The following is a 15,664-nucleotide window of genomic DNA, read 5'->3' as shown; positions in this document are numbered from 1 at the left end:
CGGGTTTCGACCCGATGGGCCTGAGAGAAACAGGCCTGGAAGAACCAGGATTGGAGCGACCCATGAACGAGGCAGTTCGAAATCCCGCCAAGCCGACCCCCGGGCCAACCAAAGGGCCGATCATCGAGATCGAGAACCTTTCGATCTCCTTCTTCACCCGCAAGGGCGAGATACCGGCGGTCATGGATTTTTCCTGCACCGTCATGCCGGGCGAGGCGATGGGCATCGTCGGCGAATCCGGCTGCGGCAAGTCGACCGTGTCGCTCGGCATCATGCGCGACCTCTCCAACATCGGGAAGATCGTCGGCGGCAAGATCAAGTTCCAGGGCAAGGACATGGGCGAACTCTCCGACGAGGAGTTGCGTTCCATCCGCGGCAACAAGATCGCCATGATCTACCAGGAGCCGATGGCGAGCCTGAACCCGGCGATGAAGGTCGGCCAGCAGCTGATGGAAGTGCCGCTGATCCACGACAAGGTGTCGAAGGAAGAGGCCTATAAACGCGCCCTCGATATGGTGCGCTCGGTCAAATTGCCCGATCCCGAGCGTATGATGCGCTCCTATCCGCACCAGCTCTCCGGCGGCCAGCAGCAGCGCATCGTCATTGCCATGGCGCTGCTGTCGAAGCCGGCGCTGCTTTTGCTCGACGAGCCGACGACGGCGCTCGACGTGACGGTGGAGGCGGGCATCGTCGATCTGGTCAAGGGGCTGGGCGAGAAGTTCGGCACGTCGATGATCTTCGTGTCGCACAATCTCGGCCTGATCCTGGAAACCTGCGATCGCATCACGGTGATGTATTCGGGCGAAGCGGTGGAGACCGGCAAGATCAAGGACGTGTTCGACCGGATGCGCCACCCCTATACGCAAGGGCTGTTCCGCTCGATCCCGCTGCCGGGCGCCGACAAGAACTCACGGCCGCTGATCTCCATCCCCGGACAGCTGCCGCTGCCGCACGAGCGGCCCAAGGGCTGCAATTTCGGCCCGCGCTGCCACCATTTCGTCGAGGGTGTCTGCAACGCCGCCGAAATCCCGATGATCGAGGTCGCTGGTCACGAAGGCCATTTCTCGCGCTGCGTGCGCTTCAACGAGATCGACTGGGAGGCGCTGCCACCCGGTGCCAAGAAGGTCAATGAGCGCGTCGTGCCCGGCGCGCCGGTGCTCAAGATCGAGGACCTCAGAAAATATTACAGGGTCGGCGGCAGCGAGGTGTTCGGCTCGAGCGAGGGCCGCGTCGTCAAGGCCAACGAGACGATCTCGTTCATGGCGCGCGAATCCGAGACGGTCGCCATCGTCGGCGAATCCGGCTGCGGAAAGTCGACGCTGGCCAAGGTGCTGCTCGGGCTGGAGACGGCAAGTGCCGGCACGGTGACGCTGGGCAACACGGAAATCCAGTCGACGGGCATCGACAAACGGAGCGTCGACACGGTGTCGTCGATCCAGATGGTGTTCCAGAATCCGTTCGACACGCTCAATCCCAGCCATTCGGTCGGTTCGCAGATCATCCGCACGCTGGAGAAGTTCAATGTCGGCAAGACGGTTGCCGATCGCCGCAAGCGCATGCTGGAGCTGCTCGACCTAGTGAAGCTGCCGCGGGCATTCGAAACCCGCAAGCCGCGTCAGCTTTCGGGCGGCCAGAAGCAGCGCATCGGTGTGGCGCGAGCCTTTGCCGGTGACGCCAAGGTGGTGGTGGCCGACGAGCCGGTCTCGGCATTGGACGTGTCGGTGCAGGCGGCGGTGACCGAACTGCTGATGGACATCCAGCGCAAGAACAAGACGACGATGCTGTTTATCAGCCACGATCTGTCCGTCGTTCGCTACATCGCCGACCGCGTCGTCGTCATGTATCTCGGCTACATCGTCGAGCAAGGCACCACCGACCAGATCTTCGCACCGCCCTATCATCCCTACACCGAGGCGCTGCTGTCGGCGATCCCGATCGCCGACACGAGTGTCGTGAAGAAGCACATCGTGCTGGAAGGCGACATCCCGTCGGCGATGAACCCGCCATCCGGCTGTCCGTTCCAGACCCGTTGCGGCTACAAGAAGCTGGTGCCGGACAATCTCTGCGAGACCAAGGTGCCGCCGGTCAAGCATCTCGGCGACGGTCATATGAGCCTGTGCTGGCTCTCCGACGACGTGCTGGCCAAGATGGAGCCCGTGATCAAGTTCGACAAGGAACACGCCGCGCACGAAGGTATGCCGGACGACGCGCCGCATGGCGATGGCCCCGGTTTTGCTGGCACGCCACCAAAGCGTCCGCGCGGCAAAAGGCCGAGCTGACCGTCCGAAGATCGAGATTAACGATGCGGCAAGCTCAGTTCCCGCACTCGCTCAACTGCTGGGCATAGTCCCGCGCCATCTTGTCGGTGGCCCGGGCATAGCCCTGCACACCGGCATCGCCCCTGTTGCCGCGGCCATAGGCGGTCCAGCCGAGATAGTAGGCAAGGTAGAGATTGTAGGTGTCGTTGCGGGCGACGCCGTAGGTGTCAGATGTCTTGGAATGATACCAGCCGACGAAATCGACCGCATCGGCGAATTTCGTCCGCCGCGCCGCCCAGTTGCCGGTCTCGCGCTGATATTGCGACCAGGTGCCGTCCAGCGCCTGCGAGAAGCCGGTGGCCGTGGAGACGTGCTTCCACGGAATGAAGCCGAGCAGCTTGGTACGCGGCGGCCTTGCATTGCTCTTGAAGCCCGATTCCTTGCGCACCGTCGCCATCAGTACGGGAACGGGAATGCCATATTTCTGTTGGGTGCGCTCGGCGGCAGACTGCCAGTTGTCGAACCAGCCGTCATTCTGGTCGAAGACGGCGCAGACATTGTTGATGTGGCTGGGCGGCGTGGCGCAGGCCGAAAGCGCCAGCAACACGCAAACCGCACCAATTTTACTAAAACTCGAACTACGCATCGGCAGAGCAATAGGCCGAAATCATAAAGGGAATCTTGCAGCGTCCATTAACGCTTCGCCCGAGCGGTCGCTCGAGGAAATCCCATATCAACAATCCGACATATTTCGTCGTATTCTATAAATGGATACTGCGGAAATGCCGCCGTGGCTAAAATCACGCCCGCAAACGGCGTATTTATGACAGCTTGCCTGGTTTGCCGGGGCTTTGATGCCAGGCATGAACGAACCAAGACGCAAACGCGGCGCCGAGCGCACCAGCAATCGGGGGCCATCGGCCATTCCGCAACTGCCGCTCAGGCGGGTGACCAATCCCTATCCGCCAATGGCCATGCTGTCGCCCGATCAGATCGAGCAGATCCATCAGGCGTCGATGCACATATTGGAGAATTTCGGCATCGAGGTGATGAGCCCGCGGGCGTTGTCGCTGTTCGAGAAGGCCGGCGCCAGGGTCGACCATGCCTCAGCGAATGTCCGCATCGATCGCGGTCTGATCGAAGACGTGCTGAAGACCACGCAGCCCAGCTATGTGTTGACGCCGCGCAACCCGGCCAACGCGGTTCATCTGGGCGGCAACACCATTAATTTCACCCTCGTTGCCGGGCCGCCCAATGTCCATGACATGGAGCGCGGCCGCCGCGCCGGCAATTTGCGCGACTATTCGGATCTCACACGGCTGGCGCAGCATTTCAACTGTATCCACATGCTGGGCAACCAGGTCTGCGCGCCGGTGGAGCTGCCGGCAAACTCCCGCCATCTCGACACTTATTTCACCAATCTGACGCTGACCGACAAGAGTTTCCACGTCTCGGCGATCGGCCGGGGCAGGGCGCTTGATGGCATCGAGATGATGGCGATTTCGCGTGGGCTGACGCTCGACCAGATGCGCGACGATCCCGGCATCACCACCATCATCTCGGTCAACTCGCCGCGCCGCTTCGACGAGATGATGGCCGAAGGCCTGATGACCATGGCCGAGTTCGGCCAGTCGGTGGCGGTGACGCCGTTCATGCTGATGGGGGCGATGAGCCCGGTGACGCTGGCCGGGGCGCTGGCGCAGCAGAATGCCGAGGCGCTGTTCGGCGTCGTGCTGACGCAGCTTGTCCGTCCGGGCGCGCCGGTCATGTATGGCGCCTTCACCTCAAATGTCGACATGAAGTCGGGCGCGCCGGCCTTCGGCACGCCTGAGAACACCAAGGCCAACATTGCGTCAGGGCAACTGGCGCGGCGCTACGGGCTGCCCTACCGCACGACGCCGGGCTCGGCCTCCAACGCCGCCGATGCGCAGGGCGCCTATGAGACGCTGATGGCACTGTGGGGCGCGGTGCTCGGCCACGGCAATCTCGTTTACCACGCCGCCGGCTGGCAGGAGGGCGGGCTGACGGCGTCGTTCGAAAAACTCATCATCGATGTCGAGATGATCCAGCATATGATGGAGTTCTTGCGCCCGATCGAAGTCAATGAGGCGGAACTCGCCGTCGAGGCTTTGGGTGCGGTGCCAACCGGTGGGCATTTCTTCGGCGAGCCGCACACGCTGGAGCGCTACGCCACTGCCTTCTACCAGCCGATGCTGTCCAACTGGCAGAATTACGAAGCCTGGCAGGAAGCCGGCGGCCTCGACGCCACGGCACGCGCAACGCGGCTGTGGAAGAAAGCGCTGGAGGACTATGTCGAGCCGGTGATGGATATCGCCGTGCGCGAGGCACTAGAGGCTTACATGGCCAGGCGCAAGGAAGCGATCGGGCAGGGCGAGCCGTGATCGTTCCCAGCTTGAGTCCATTCACCCATTCAACTCACTGATATCAGAGAAAAAATCCATGAAATCGCATGCAAAGGTCGTGGTCATTGGCGGTGGCGTCGTCGGATGCTCCGTGTTGTTCCATCTCGCCCGCCACGGCTGGACCGATGTTGTCCTGCTCGAGCGCGACGAGCTGACCTCAGGCTCGACCTGGCACGCGGCCGGGGGCATGCACACCATCAATGGCGACCCCAACGTCGCCAAGCTGCAGAAATACACGATCAATCTCTACAAGGAGATCGAGGAGCTTTCCGGCCAGGCGACCGGCGTGCATCTGACCGGTGGCGTGCTTCTGGCAGCGACCGAGGCGCGGCTCGACTGGCTGCGCGGCGTCGTCGCCAAGGGCCGCTATCTCGGCATCGAGCTCGAGGAGATCTCGCCCAACGAAGCGGCCGAACTGATGCCGCTGCTCGATCCCAAGCAGTTCGTCGGCGCGGTCAGGAACAAAGAGGACGGCCATCTCGATCCCTCCGGCGTCACCCACGCCTATGCCAAGGCCGCGCGGAAACTTGGGGCGGAAGTGGAACGTTTCACCAAGGTCGAGGACATCGTGCGGCGCCCTGACGGGCTGTGGCGGGTCATCACCAACAAGGGCGAGGTGGTGGCCGAGCATGTCGTCAACGCCGGCGGCCTGTGGGCGCGCGAGGTCGGCCGCATGGTCGGCCTCGAACTGCCGGTGCTGGCCATGGAGCACATGTACCTGATCACCGAGGACATGCCGGAGGTCGCCGCCTGGAACGCCAAGACCGGCACCGAGATCATCCACGCGGTCGACTTCGACGGCGAGCTTTACCTGCGCCAGGAGCGCGGCGGCATGCTGATGGGCACTTACGAAAAGGCCAACAAGCCATGGTCCGAATACCAGACGCCATGGAATTTCGGCCATGAATTGCTGGCGCCCGACATCGACCGCATCGCGCCGTCGCTTGAGGTCGGCTTCCGCCATTTCCCGGCCTTCCAGAACACGGGCATCAAGCAGATCATCAACGGGCCTTTCACCTTCGCGCCCGATGGCAACCCACTGGTCGGGCCGGTGCGTGGCCTGCCGGGCTTCTGGGTCGCCTGCGGTGTCATGGCGGGGTTTTCGCAAGGCGGCGGCGTCGGCCTCGCTTTGTCGAACTGGATGATCGAGGGCGATCCCGGCGCCGACATCTGGGCGATGGATGTCGCGCGCTACGGCGACTGGGCGACGATGGCCTATACCAACGCCAAGGTGCGCGAGAATTATTCCAGGCGCTTTTCGATCCGCTTCCCCAATGAGGAGCTGCCCGCCGGGCGGCCGCTGAAGACGACGCCGGTCTACGACCTGCTGTCGGCCAAGGGTGCGCAATGGGGCGTTGCCTATGGGCTGGAAGTGCCGCTGTGGTACGCGCCGGAAGGCGTCAAGGACGAATTCTCCTGGCGCCGCTCGAGCGATTTCACGCAGGTCGCCAAGGAGGTCGCCACAGTTCGCGACGGTGTCGGCCTGTCGGAGATTTCGAGCTTCGCCAAATACAAGGTGACGGGTGAGGGAGCGGCCGCCTGGCTCGACCGGATGCTTGCCTGCAAACTGCCCAAGCCCGGCCGCATGACGCTGGCGCCGATGCTGAAGGAAGACGGCAGACTGATCGGCGATTTCACCCTCGCCAATCTCGGAAGTGAGGGCTGGTTCCTCGCCGGCTCCGGCATCGCCGAGCAATACCATATGCGCTGGTTCGAGAAGCACCTGCCTGACGATGGATCGGTCCGCATCGAGGCGCTGGGCGCGAAGCTCACCGGTCTGTCGATCGCCGGCCCGAAGGCGCGGGATGTGCTGGCAAAGGCGACGCGCTCGGATGTCTCCAACGCGGCCTTTTCCTTCATGGCCATTGGCCGGATGGATATCGGCATGGCGCCGTGCCTGGTCGGCCGTGTGAGCTATACCGGCGATCTCGGCTACGAGATCTGGGTGGCGCCGGAATACCAGCGCGCCGCCTATCAAGCGCTGATGGCGGCGGGCGGGGAATTCGGCATCGGCCTGTTCGGCTCGCGCGCGCTCAATGCGCTGCGGCTGGACAAGAATTACGGCTCATGGGGGCGCGAGTACCGGCCGATCTACGGGCCGCTGGAAGCGGGGCTCGACCGCTTCGTTGCTTACGGCAAGGACGCCGATTTCATAGGCAAGGCCGCGGCGCTGGCCGAGCGCAGGCAGGGCGGCAAATTGCGCCTGCGCGCTTTTATCGTCGATGCCGACGATGCCGATGTCATTGGCGATGAGCCGATCTGGTTCGATGGTGCGGTGCGCGGCTGGGTGACGTCGGGCGGCTATGCGCATCATTCGAAGAAATCCGTCGCCGTCGGCTATGTGCCGAAGGAGATCGCTGATGAGAGCGACGGCTTCGAGATCGAGCTGCTGGGCAAGCGCCATGCGGCGCGCATTCAGGCGGTGCCGCTGTTCGACGCCAATTTCGAACGGATGCGTGCTTGAAGCGCTTCGGCTTCGCCGATGCGCTTCAGATTCCTGTTTTGTGGATGTCGTTGTCCCAAGACCGCCGGGCACTTTTGGGCGACATGCACCAGGCCCGCATCCTCTTTCTGGCGTCAGGCGCTGCGGCGGCTGTCCAGCGCGAAGGCGCCGGCGCCGGCAAACACCAGATAGAGGAAGATGAAGCAGAACGAGATCGCCGAATCGCCGCCATTGTTGACCGGGAAGAAGTCGCGCGGCATGTGCGCCATGAAATAGGCGATCGCCATTTCGCCGGCCAGAAGGAATGCCACCGGTCGCGTGAACAGGCCCAGCGCGAGCAGGATGCCGCCGGCGAATTCGAGGATGGCGGCAGTCGTGGTCAGCCCGGAAAGGGCGTGCGGATCGACGCTGACGGGGAAGTTGAACAGTTTCTGGCTGCCATGCTCGATGAACTGCAGCGCGGTCATGATGCGCAACACGCCGAGCGCCTGCGGCTGGTATCTGGAGAGGCTTTCGAAAAGCTTCATAATGACTCCATTTTCAATCCGTCCGGCCATAGATTATCGCCCAGGAATGGACCATTCACTTCCCATGGCCTGGCGTCAACAATCGGTGATTGAAAATGTCCCCAGCTTGACCCTTCATATTTTTCCCGCAAAGGTTGCATTTCTATCGTTGTGGTTGTATTAGTGCGGCCACTCTAGAAATGTGGGTTCCCTTTGCCATGAAAAAAGTCGCCATCAGCCTCTTCGCAATTCTTGCAGGCACCAGCTTTGCCATGGCCGAGGACGCCGGCTGTGAGGCCTTCAAGTGGCCCGTGACGCGGGAGCAGACCCTGTTTGCCGCGGCACCGGCAACGCCGTCCGGAGCGGCACTGGCGGTTGGTGCGGCTGCGGACCTGGCGCTGGTGCCGGTAGAGAAAGCCGGTTTTGCGGTAGCGCCCGAACGTGCGCCGGCATCAGACAGTTTCGGGGCCGTCGCCAGCGTGGAGGTGCCGTCCGAGGGAGCCATCCAGATAAGTCTCTCGGGGGAGGCCTGGATCGATGTTATCCAGGATGGCCAGGCCATCAAGTCGGCGGGCTACAGTGGCGTGAAAACATGCCCTGGCATCCGCAAGAGCGTGCGCTTCAAGCTTGCGCCCGGCCCGGCCACCGTCCAGTTCAGCGGCGCGAAAAAAGCTGAGTTGAAGGTTGCGGTGCTGGCGCCGGAATGAGGCGGCGCCAGGCAGGGGGGAGAGGCCTTCATCGGTGGTCCGATGAAGGCCCGCACTTTGTGTCGGCGGTGTTCGATCGCCGTCAGCGGACTGGCGCCATCAAGGCGAAGTGTGCGCCTTGCGGGTCCTGGCACTGCACGATCCAACTGCCGCCGGGGACCTCCATCGGCCCCATCAGGATCTTGCCGCCATTGTCGGTGACCCGTTTGGCCGCCGCGTCGATGGCCGCAACGTTGAAGTAGAATTGCCAGACCGGCACCGGGATCTGCGCGGGCTTGTTCATGATGCCGCCGCCGGATTCGGGGCCGGCCGTAAAAGTCTGGTACGTGCCCATCGGGCCCATGTCGAAATCGCCGGCGTCGACCCAGCCGAACTGGTCGGAATAGAAATCGAACGCGGCTTTCCAGTCCGACGTGTAAAGCTCGTGCCAGCCGATGTGGCCCGGCGTGCTGGCCGGCACGACAGGCTGGTCGGGACCGTTCGGCTGCAGGAACATGAAGGTCGCGCCTTGCGGATCGGCGACGACGGCAAAGCGGCCGACGCCCGGAATGTCGTCGGGCTGGCGGTGAACGGTGCCGCCGGCTTTCTCCAGCGATGCAGTTGCGGCATCGACATCCCTGGTGTGGATATAGCCGAGCCAGGCAGGCGGCATGCCCATCTTGGCGGCATCCTCGGGCAAGGTCATCAGGCCGCCGACGCCACGTTCGCCGACATTCATGACGATGTAGCGCGGCATGCCGGGTGCCTTATCGAAGGGCTGCGCCGTCCAGCCGACCACTTGGGTGTAGAACGCCTCGGCGGCGTCGAGATCTGATGTCATCAATTCGTACCAGAAGAAGGGCATCGGGGTTTTTGGCATTTTCGGTCTCCTCACCTTTCATGGATCGATCGTCGTCCATCATAGGACGATCCTCACGACGGAAATCCGACACCGCCCGGACAACAATGGGTGTGTGTGCCAAGCGTTCCCTGATTGCGCATCCAGCGGTTTTCGATTTCTCTGCGGTCATGAGGGGTTGTCGTCCATGCGCTTGATGTCGCTCACGCCCGAGCTTGTCGCACTGTGCCATCGGGAAGAGGCCGATCCCGGTTCGGACCCGAGCTGGACAGACATGAACGACGAGGACTTTCGAACCCTCGCCTTGCGACTGTCCAATGAAGCCGATGAGGGACCGTTATGGGTGTTCGCCTATGGGTCGCTGATCTGGAAGCCGGAATTCGAGTCGGTCGAGCAACAGCTCGCCACGGCCTTCGGCTGGCACCGCTCCTTCTGCCTCGACATGGTGCGCTGGCGCGGCAGCGCCGAGCAGCCTGGGTTGATGATGGCGCTCGAGCGGGGCGGGCGCTGCAACGGCGTGATCTATCGCTTGCCGGAGGGTGAGAAGCCGGCGCAGATCGAAAGGCTGTTGCGGCGCGAGATCAGCGACCATGAAAGCATCGAGACGGTTCGCTGGCTGCCGGTGCATACGCCGCAGGGTAAGCTGCGCGCGCTCGGCTTCTGGGTCGGCGTGAAGGGCAGGGGAACGTCGCTGAACCAGCCGCTGGACAGAGTGGCGAGCGTGCTGGCCGGAGCCTGCGGGCATATCGGATCCGGCGCCGAATATCTCTACAACACGGTCAGCCATCTCGAAGCATTCGGCATCCGCGACCGCAATCTGTGGCGATTGCAGGAATTGGTGGCGCAGGAGGTCAGGGCCATCCATGGCCGCAAGCTTGAGCCTGGCCTTTCGCTCGCACTGCAAGCCCGACCGCAGTCGCAATAATATGAGTAAAAAAATCATATTATTGCCGAGCCTTTTCAGGGACTTGCGCCGAAAATTGACCAATTGATAAAAAAATAAAACGTGCTAGCCTTCCTCAAAAGAAAACATGGGGAACTGACGATGCCAGAAGGCCAATTCAGGGAAGGCATTGCGGGCGGCAGGCTCTCGGCCGACCAGTATGCGGATAATTTTTCCGACCTGCATCCGCCGCTCGATCACCACGAGGCGCTGGTCGAATCCGACCGCTGCTATTTCTGCTACGACGCACCGTGCATGAATGCATGCCCGACTTCGATCGACATTCCGTTGTTCATCCGCCAGATCTCGACCGGCAATCCGATCGGTTCGGCCAAGACCATCTTCGATCAGAACATATTGGGCGGCATGTGCGCCCGCGTCTGCCCGACCGAGACGCTGTGCGAGGAAGTCTGCGTGCGCGAGGTGGCGGAAGGCAAGCCGGTGCAGATCGGCCGCCTGCAGCGCTACGCCACCGACGTCGCCATGGGCGAGAACAAGCAGTTTTATCCGCGCGCCGAGCCGACCGGCAAGACGGTCGCCGTGGTCGGCGCCGGGCCGGCCGGCCTTGCCGCCGCGCACCGGCTCGCCCGCCACGGCCATGACGTGACCATCCTGGAGGCGCGCGCGAAGGCCGGCGGCCTCAACGAATACGGCATCGCCGCCTACAAGAGCGTCGACGATTTCGCCCGGGCCGAAGTCGACTACGTGACCGCGATCGGCGGTATCGACATCCAGAACGGCAAGGCGCTCGGCCGCGACTATCAGCTGTCGGATCTGATCCGCAACTACGACGCGGTGTTTCTCGGCATGGGCCTTGGCGGTGTCAATGCGCTGCGTGCCGATGGCGAGGACGCTGACGGCGTCATCAACGCGGTCGAGTTCATTGCCGAGCTGCGCCAGGCCAGCGACCTTTCCGGCCTGCCGGTTGGTCGCCGCGTCGTCGTCATCGGTGGCGGCATGACGGCCATCGACGCCGCGGTACAGTCGAAGCTGCTCGGCGCCGAGGAGGTGACGATCTGCTACCGGCGCGGCCAGGAGCACATGAATGCGTCTGAGTTCGAGCAGGATCTGGCCGCTGCCAATGGCGTCAGCATCCGTCACTGGCTGCAGCCGAAGCGGGTGATCGCCGAGAGCGGCAAGGTCACTGCCGTCGAACTCGAATACACCGCCCTCAACGGCGACAGGCTTGCCGGCACCGGCGAGACGCTGACGCTCGTTGCCGACCAGGTGTTCAAGGCGATTGGACAGAGCTTTGTCCCGGCCGCCCTCAATGGCAGCGGTGCATCGATCGGCCTCGAAGCCGGTCGCATCAAGGTGGATTCGGAAGGTCGCACGTCGCTTGCCAAGGTCTGGGCCGGTGGCGACTGCATCTTCGGTGGCGACGACCTGACCGTCTCGGCGGTCGCGCAGGGACGCGACGCTGCGGAGAGCATCAATCGGGCACTGACCTCGAACGGGAGGGCATGAGCATGGCGGATATCAGAAACAATTTCGTCGGCATCAAGTCGCCCAATCCGTTCTGGCTGGCCTCGGCGCCGCCGACCGACAAGGCCTACAACGTCATCCGCGCCTTCAAGGCCGGCTGGGGCGGCGTGGTGTGGAAGACGCTGGGCGAGGAAGGGCCGCCTGTCGTCAACGTCAACGGTCCGCGCTACGGCGCGATCTGGGGCGCCGACCGCCGCCTGCTCGGCCTCAACAACATCGAACTGATCACCGACCGCGACCTGCAGGTCAATTTGCGCGAGATCAAGCAGGTCAAGAAGGACTGGCCCGACCGCGCCATCGTCGTCTCGCTCATGGTGCCTTGCGTCGAGGAGGCCTGGAAGGCGATCCTGCCTGTGGTCGAGGAGACGGAGGCCGACGGTATCGAGCTCAATTTCGGCTGTCCGCACGGCATGTCGGAACGCGGCATGGGCGCCGCCGTCGGCCAGGTGCCGGAATATATCGAAATGGTGGTGCGCTGGTGCAAGCAGAACACCCGTATGCCCGTCATTACCAAGCTGACGCCCAACATCACCGATGTGCGCAAGCCCGCGCGCGCAGCACATGCCGGCGGCACCGACGCGGTGTCGCTGATCAACACCATCAATTCGATCACTGGTGTCGATCTCGACAGCTTCGCGCCGCAGCCGACCATCGACGGCAAGGGCTCGCATGGCGGCTATTGCGGGCCGGCGGTGAAGCCGATCGCCATGAACATGGTGGCCGAGATCGCGCGCGATCCGGAAACGCAGGGCCTGCCGATCTCCGGCATCGGCGGCATCACCACCTGGCGTGACGCGGCCGAATTCATGGCGCTCGGCGCCGGCAATGTGCAGGTCTGCACGGCGGCGATGACCTACGGCTTCAAGATCGTGCAGGAGATGATCGCGGGCCTGGAAAACTGGATGGACGAGAAGGGGCACGCCTCGCTCGACGACATCATCGGCCGCGCCACGCCCAATGTCACCGATTGGCAGTATCTCAACCTGAACTACGTCGCCAAGGCGCATATCGACCAGGATGCCTGCATCAAGTGCGGCCGCTGCCACATCGCCTGCGAGGACACTTCGCACCAGGCGATCACCAGCATGGTCGACGGCGTCAGGCACTTCGAGGTCATCGAGGCCGAGTGTGTCGGCTGCAATCTCTGCGTCAATGTCTGCCCGGTCGAGAACTGCATTACCATGGAGCCGCTGGCAGCCGGTGTGATGGACCAGCGCACCGGCAGGCCGGTATCGCCGGTCTACGCCAACTGGACCACGCACCCGAACAACCCGATGGCCAAGGTGGCTGCGGAGTAGGAACTACCCCAAGAGAAAAGCGGCGCTTTCGAGCGCCGTTTTTCATTTTCCTATTGCAGATAAGAATTATCCACGATAGTATGTATCCATGAATAAGGAACCTGTTCGATGAAGCTGGGCGAGGGTGTTGAAGCAGCCATCCATTGCGCCGCCACGCTGGCCAGTGTGGAAGGCAATAGCACCATGCCGGGCGCCGCTCTCGCCGAGGCCTTTGGCCTTTCGCCGAGCTATCTGCTCAAGCATCTCAACATGCTGAGCGCGGCGCGCATCCTGGAATCGGTGCCCGGGCCTGCCGGTGGCTATCGGCTGGCGCGGCCAGCCGAGCGCATCACGCTGCTCGACATCGTGCTGGCCGTCGAGGGCCGCGAGCCGGCCTTCCGCTGCGGCGAGATCCGCCAGCGCGGTCCGGTGAAGCTCGATGCGTCGGCCTATGTGAAACCCTGCGGCATCAACGCCGCGATGCTGAAGGCCGAACGCGCCTATCGCGCCGCGCTCGCCGAGACCAAGCTGTCCGATATCGTGGCCACCTACGCGGCAGAAGGCGATCCCAGGTCGCTTGCTGCGAGCTGCGCCTTTGTCGAGCGCCACCAGCGGCCGCAGAAATCCAGATAACCCCAAAACCTCAAAACCCAAGCAGACGTGAAAGGACAAGACGATGAAACAGAGGCTGCAATTTTTCGCCAAGGCGCCGGAGATCATGAAGGCGGTGTCGGCGCTCAACAAGGCGGTGGACGAATGCGGGCTCGAGGTGAGCCTGCTGCACCTGATCAAACTCAGGGCTTCGCAGATCAATGGCTGCTCGTTCTGCGTCGAGATGCACAGCCGCGAGGCCAGGCGCGACGGCGAGACCGAGCAGCGGCTCTATCTGGTTTCAGCCTGGAAGGAATCGCCGCTGTTCTCGGAGCGTGAACGCGCGGCTTTGGCCTGGACCGAAGCCGTCACCCTGATCGCCAACAATGGCGTGCCGGACGAACTTTATGCACGTACGCTGGAGCATTTCTCAGAAGAGGAGCTGGTCAAGCTGTCCGTTGCGCTCGGCATGATCAACACCTGGAACCGGCTGTGCATTCCGTTCCAAGCCATACATCCGATGCCGGCGGCCAAGGCCGCCTGATTGTCCAATCATGTTGGGAGCGCCGTAGAGAGCGCGCTCCCACTGCCTTAAACCTTTAAAGGGGAGAGTTTGATGCCTGCGGATTTGCCTTCGACCTTGTTGTTTCTCGCTCGCTTGCTGCTCGGCGGCGCCTTCGTTTTCGCCGGCCTGCGCAACATCCAGAACGCGGCCTTCCTGACCCAGCTGATGGCCGCGCGCGGTGTGCCGCAGGCGCGGTTGGCACTGTGGACTGGTATCGTGCTTCAGGTCGCCGCCGGTGTGCTGGTCATCGCAGGATTGTGGACGGCACTCGCGGCCACGGTGCTGCTGCTGTTCCTCATCGTCGCCACGCCGATGTTCCACAATTTCTGGGACCATCAGGGTCCGGACCGTGCGTCCCGCATCAATGGCTTCGTCGGGAATGTTGCCCTGAGCGGTGGCTTTCTGACCCTGATCGCGCAATCCGTTTAACGCACAGTTCCATGCCGACTGCGGCCTCTGGTGCCGACGGCTCGACCATAAAATCGGAACCAATCGAGCCGTTGACGCATTTCACACCTGCATGCCCAGCATCCAGGATGAAATATGAAAATCGCCCATGTCGCGCCGCTTTATGAATCGGTGCCGCCAAGGCTCTATGGCGGCACCGAGCGCATCGTCTCGTATCTGACCGAAGCGCTGGTCGATCTGGGTCATGAGGTGACGCTGTTTGCCAGTGGCGACAGCCAGACCTCCGCGAAGCTGGTACCCAGCCGGGAACGCGCGTTGCGCCTCGATCCGCGTCCGCTCAAATCCGAGATCGCGGCGCATCTTTCGATGCTTGCGCAGGTGAGGGAACGGGCGTCGGAGTTCGACGTCATCCACTTCCACCTCAGCCACTTCCTGCACTTTTCCTTCTTTGAGGATATTGCGGAGCGGACGGTGACGACGCCGCATGGCAGGCTGGATTATGTCGACCTGGCGCCGGCCTATGAACGGTTCCCGCGCTTTCCCCTGATTTCCATTTCGCACAGCCAGAAGGCGGGCCTGGCCAACGCCAACTGGTTGGCGACGATCCATCACGGATTGCCGACTGCTCTCTACGAGCCGACGTTCGAGACGGCCGCCGAAGAACCCTACCTTGCCTTCCTCGGCCGGTTCTCACGCGACAAGCGCCCGGATCGCGCCATCGAGATCGCCTTGCGTTCGGGGCTCAAGCTCAAGCTCGCGGCAAAGATCGGCGACGACGATCGCGCCTATTTCCGTGAGGTGGTCGAGCCTTTGATCGATGGCGATCGCGTTGTCTATGTCGGTGAGATCGAGGAAAACCAGAAGGCGGAATTTCTCGGCAAGGCGGCCGGCCTGCTGTTCCCGATCGACTGGCCGGAGCCGTTCGGCCTTGCCGCCATCGAGGCAATGGCCTGCGGCACACCGGTCATCGGCTGGAGTTGCGGTGCGCTGCCGGAGATCATCGATCAAGGCGTCACCGGTTTTATCGCTGACACAATGGATAGCGCGGTCGCTGCGGTGCCGGACTTGCTGCAACTCGACAGGCGAAAGGTGAGGACCGTTTTCGAAAAGCGGTTCTCCGCCCGAAGAATGGCCGGCGACTATCTGGCCGCCTATGCGGGCCTGATCGGCGTCCCGAGCACGGCGAAGGCGTCTTGAGCAGCGACGTGCTCGAGCCACGG

General features: G+C 62.9%; 14 protein-coding genes. 11 read left to right on the top strand and 3 right to left on the bottom strand.

From position 1 onward, the window contains the following. The first annotated feature begins 62 nt into the window (after positions 1–62). Positions 63–2,279: a dipeptide ABC transporter ATP-binding protein gene (locus AC0L2D_RS02690; RefSeq protein ID WP_024501517.1), complete on the top strand. Its 2,217-nt coding sequence runs from the start codon at positions 63–65 to the stop codon at positions 2,277–2,279. A 34-nt stretch (positions 2,280–2,313) separates the two neighbouring features. Here AC0L2D_RS02690 and AC0L2D_RS02685 read toward each other — a convergent pair whose 3' ends face one another. Then, entirely contained in the window at positions 2,314–2,904 is a 591-nt protein-coding gene (locus tag AC0L2D_RS02685) for a transglycosylase SLT domain-containing protein (protein ID WP_024501516.1), read from the bottom strand. Between the two features lie 217 nt (positions 2,905–3,121). On the opposite strand from AC0L2D_RS02685, the gene AC0L2D_RS02680 reads away from it, so the two are divergent. Both AC0L2D_RS02680 and AC0L2D_RS02675 read left to right on the top strand, forming a co-directional pair. After that, positions 3,122–4,660: a trimethylamine methyltransferase family protein gene (locus AC0L2D_RS02680; RefSeq protein ID WP_473540298.1), complete on the top strand. Its 1,539-nt coding sequence runs from the start codon at positions 3,122–3,124 to the stop codon at positions 4,658–4,660. A gap of 58 nt (positions 4,661–4,718) precedes the next feature. Continuing rightward, entirely contained in the window at positions 4,719–7,145 is a 2,427-nt protein-coding gene (locus AC0L2D_RS02675; protein ID WP_473540297.1) for a GcvT family protein, read from the top strand. 113 nt (positions 7,146–7,258) lie between these two features. On the opposite strand, the gene AC0L2D_RS02670 is transcribed toward AC0L2D_RS02675, so the two are convergent. Then, the gene (locus AC0L2D_RS02670; RefSeq protein WP_013530889.1) at positions 7,259–7,651 is read right to left on the bottom strand and encodes a DoxX family protein; all 393 of its coding nucleotides are present in this window, start codon (positions 7,649–7,651) and stop codon (positions 7,259–7,261) included. Positions 7,652–7,848: 197 nt separating this feature from the next. Between AC0L2D_RS02670 and AC0L2D_RS02665 the strand changes: the two genes are divergently transcribed. Then, positions 7,849–8,337, top strand: a complete 489-nt coding sequence (locus AC0L2D_RS02665) for a hypothetical protein (RefSeq protein ID WP_084652544.1) — start codon at positions 7,849–7,851, stop codon at positions 8,335–8,337. Positions 8,338–8,419: 82 nt separating this feature from the next. Here the strand turns inward: AC0L2D_RS02665 and AC0L2D_RS02660 are convergent, their stop codons facing one another. After that, the gene (locus AC0L2D_RS02660) at positions 8,420–9,196 is read right to left on the bottom strand and encodes a VOC family protein (protein ID WP_013530891.1); all 777 of its coding nucleotides are present in this window, start codon (positions 9,194–9,196) and stop codon (positions 8,420–8,422) included. A gap of 166 nt (positions 9,197–9,362) precedes the next feature. Here AC0L2D_RS02660 and AC0L2D_RS02655 point away from each other — a divergent pair, with 166 nt between their 5' ends. The 7 genes from AC0L2D_RS02655 to AC0L2D_RS02625 all read left to right on the top strand — a co-directional run bounded on the left by AC0L2D_RS02655 (position 9,363) and on the right by AC0L2D_RS02625 (position 15,641). Beyond that, on the top strand, positions 9,363–10,100 hold the full coding sequence (locus tag AC0L2D_RS02655; RefSeq protein WP_473540296.1) for a gamma-glutamylcyclotransferase: 738 nt from the start codon (positions 9,363–9,365) through the stop codon (positions 10,098–10,100). A 120-nt stretch (positions 10,101–10,220) separates the two neighbouring features. Next, complete coding sequence (locus tag AC0L2D_RS02650; RefSeq protein ID WP_473540294.1) at positions 10,221–11,585, top strand: NAD(P)-dependent oxidoreductase; 1,365 nt, start codon at positions 10,221–10,223, stop codon at positions 11,583–11,585. A 2-nt stretch (positions 11,586–11,587) separates the two neighbouring features. Continuing rightward, positions 11,588–12,901 (top strand): NAD-dependent dihydropyrimidine dehydrogenase subunit PreA, encoded by a 1,314-nt coding sequence (gene preA, locus AC0L2D_RS02645; RefSeq protein ID WP_064994048.1) that lies wholly within the window; start codon positions 11,588–11,590, stop codon positions 12,899–12,901. A gap of 108 nt (positions 12,902–13,009) precedes the next feature. Continuing rightward, positions 13,010–13,513: an RrF2 family transcriptional regulator gene (locus tag AC0L2D_RS02640; protein WP_064993854.1), complete on the top strand. Its 504-nt coding sequence runs from the start codon at positions 13,010–13,012 to the stop codon at positions 13,511–13,513. 43 nt (positions 13,514–13,556) lie between these two features. Then, complete coding sequence (locus AC0L2D_RS02635) at positions 13,557–14,015, top strand: carboxymuconolactone decarboxylase family protein (RefSeq protein WP_024501510.1); 459 nt, start codon at positions 13,557–13,559, stop codon at positions 14,013–14,015. 72 nt (positions 14,016–14,087) lie between these two features. After that, positions 14,088–14,465 carry a DoxX family protein gene (locus tag AC0L2D_RS02630; RefSeq protein WP_013530897.1) on the top strand — a complete coding sequence of 126 codons (378 nt, stop codon included), beginning with the start codon at positions 14,088–14,090 and terminating at the stop codon, positions 14,463–14,465. 114 nt (positions 14,466–14,579) lie between these two features. Beyond that, a complete protein-coding gene (locus tag AC0L2D_RS02625) occupies positions 14,580–15,641 on the top strand; it encodes a glycosyltransferase family 4 protein (protein WP_127384953.1) in 1,062 nt (353 codons plus the stop codon). The last annotated feature ends 23 nt before the right edge of the window (positions 15,642–15,664 follow it).

The sequence above is a fragment of the Mesorhizobium sp. WSM4833 genome (assembly GCF_055811095.1).
Note: the sequence above shows the minus strand (reverse complement) of the source record. Positions and strands in the feature narration are given on the sequence as shown.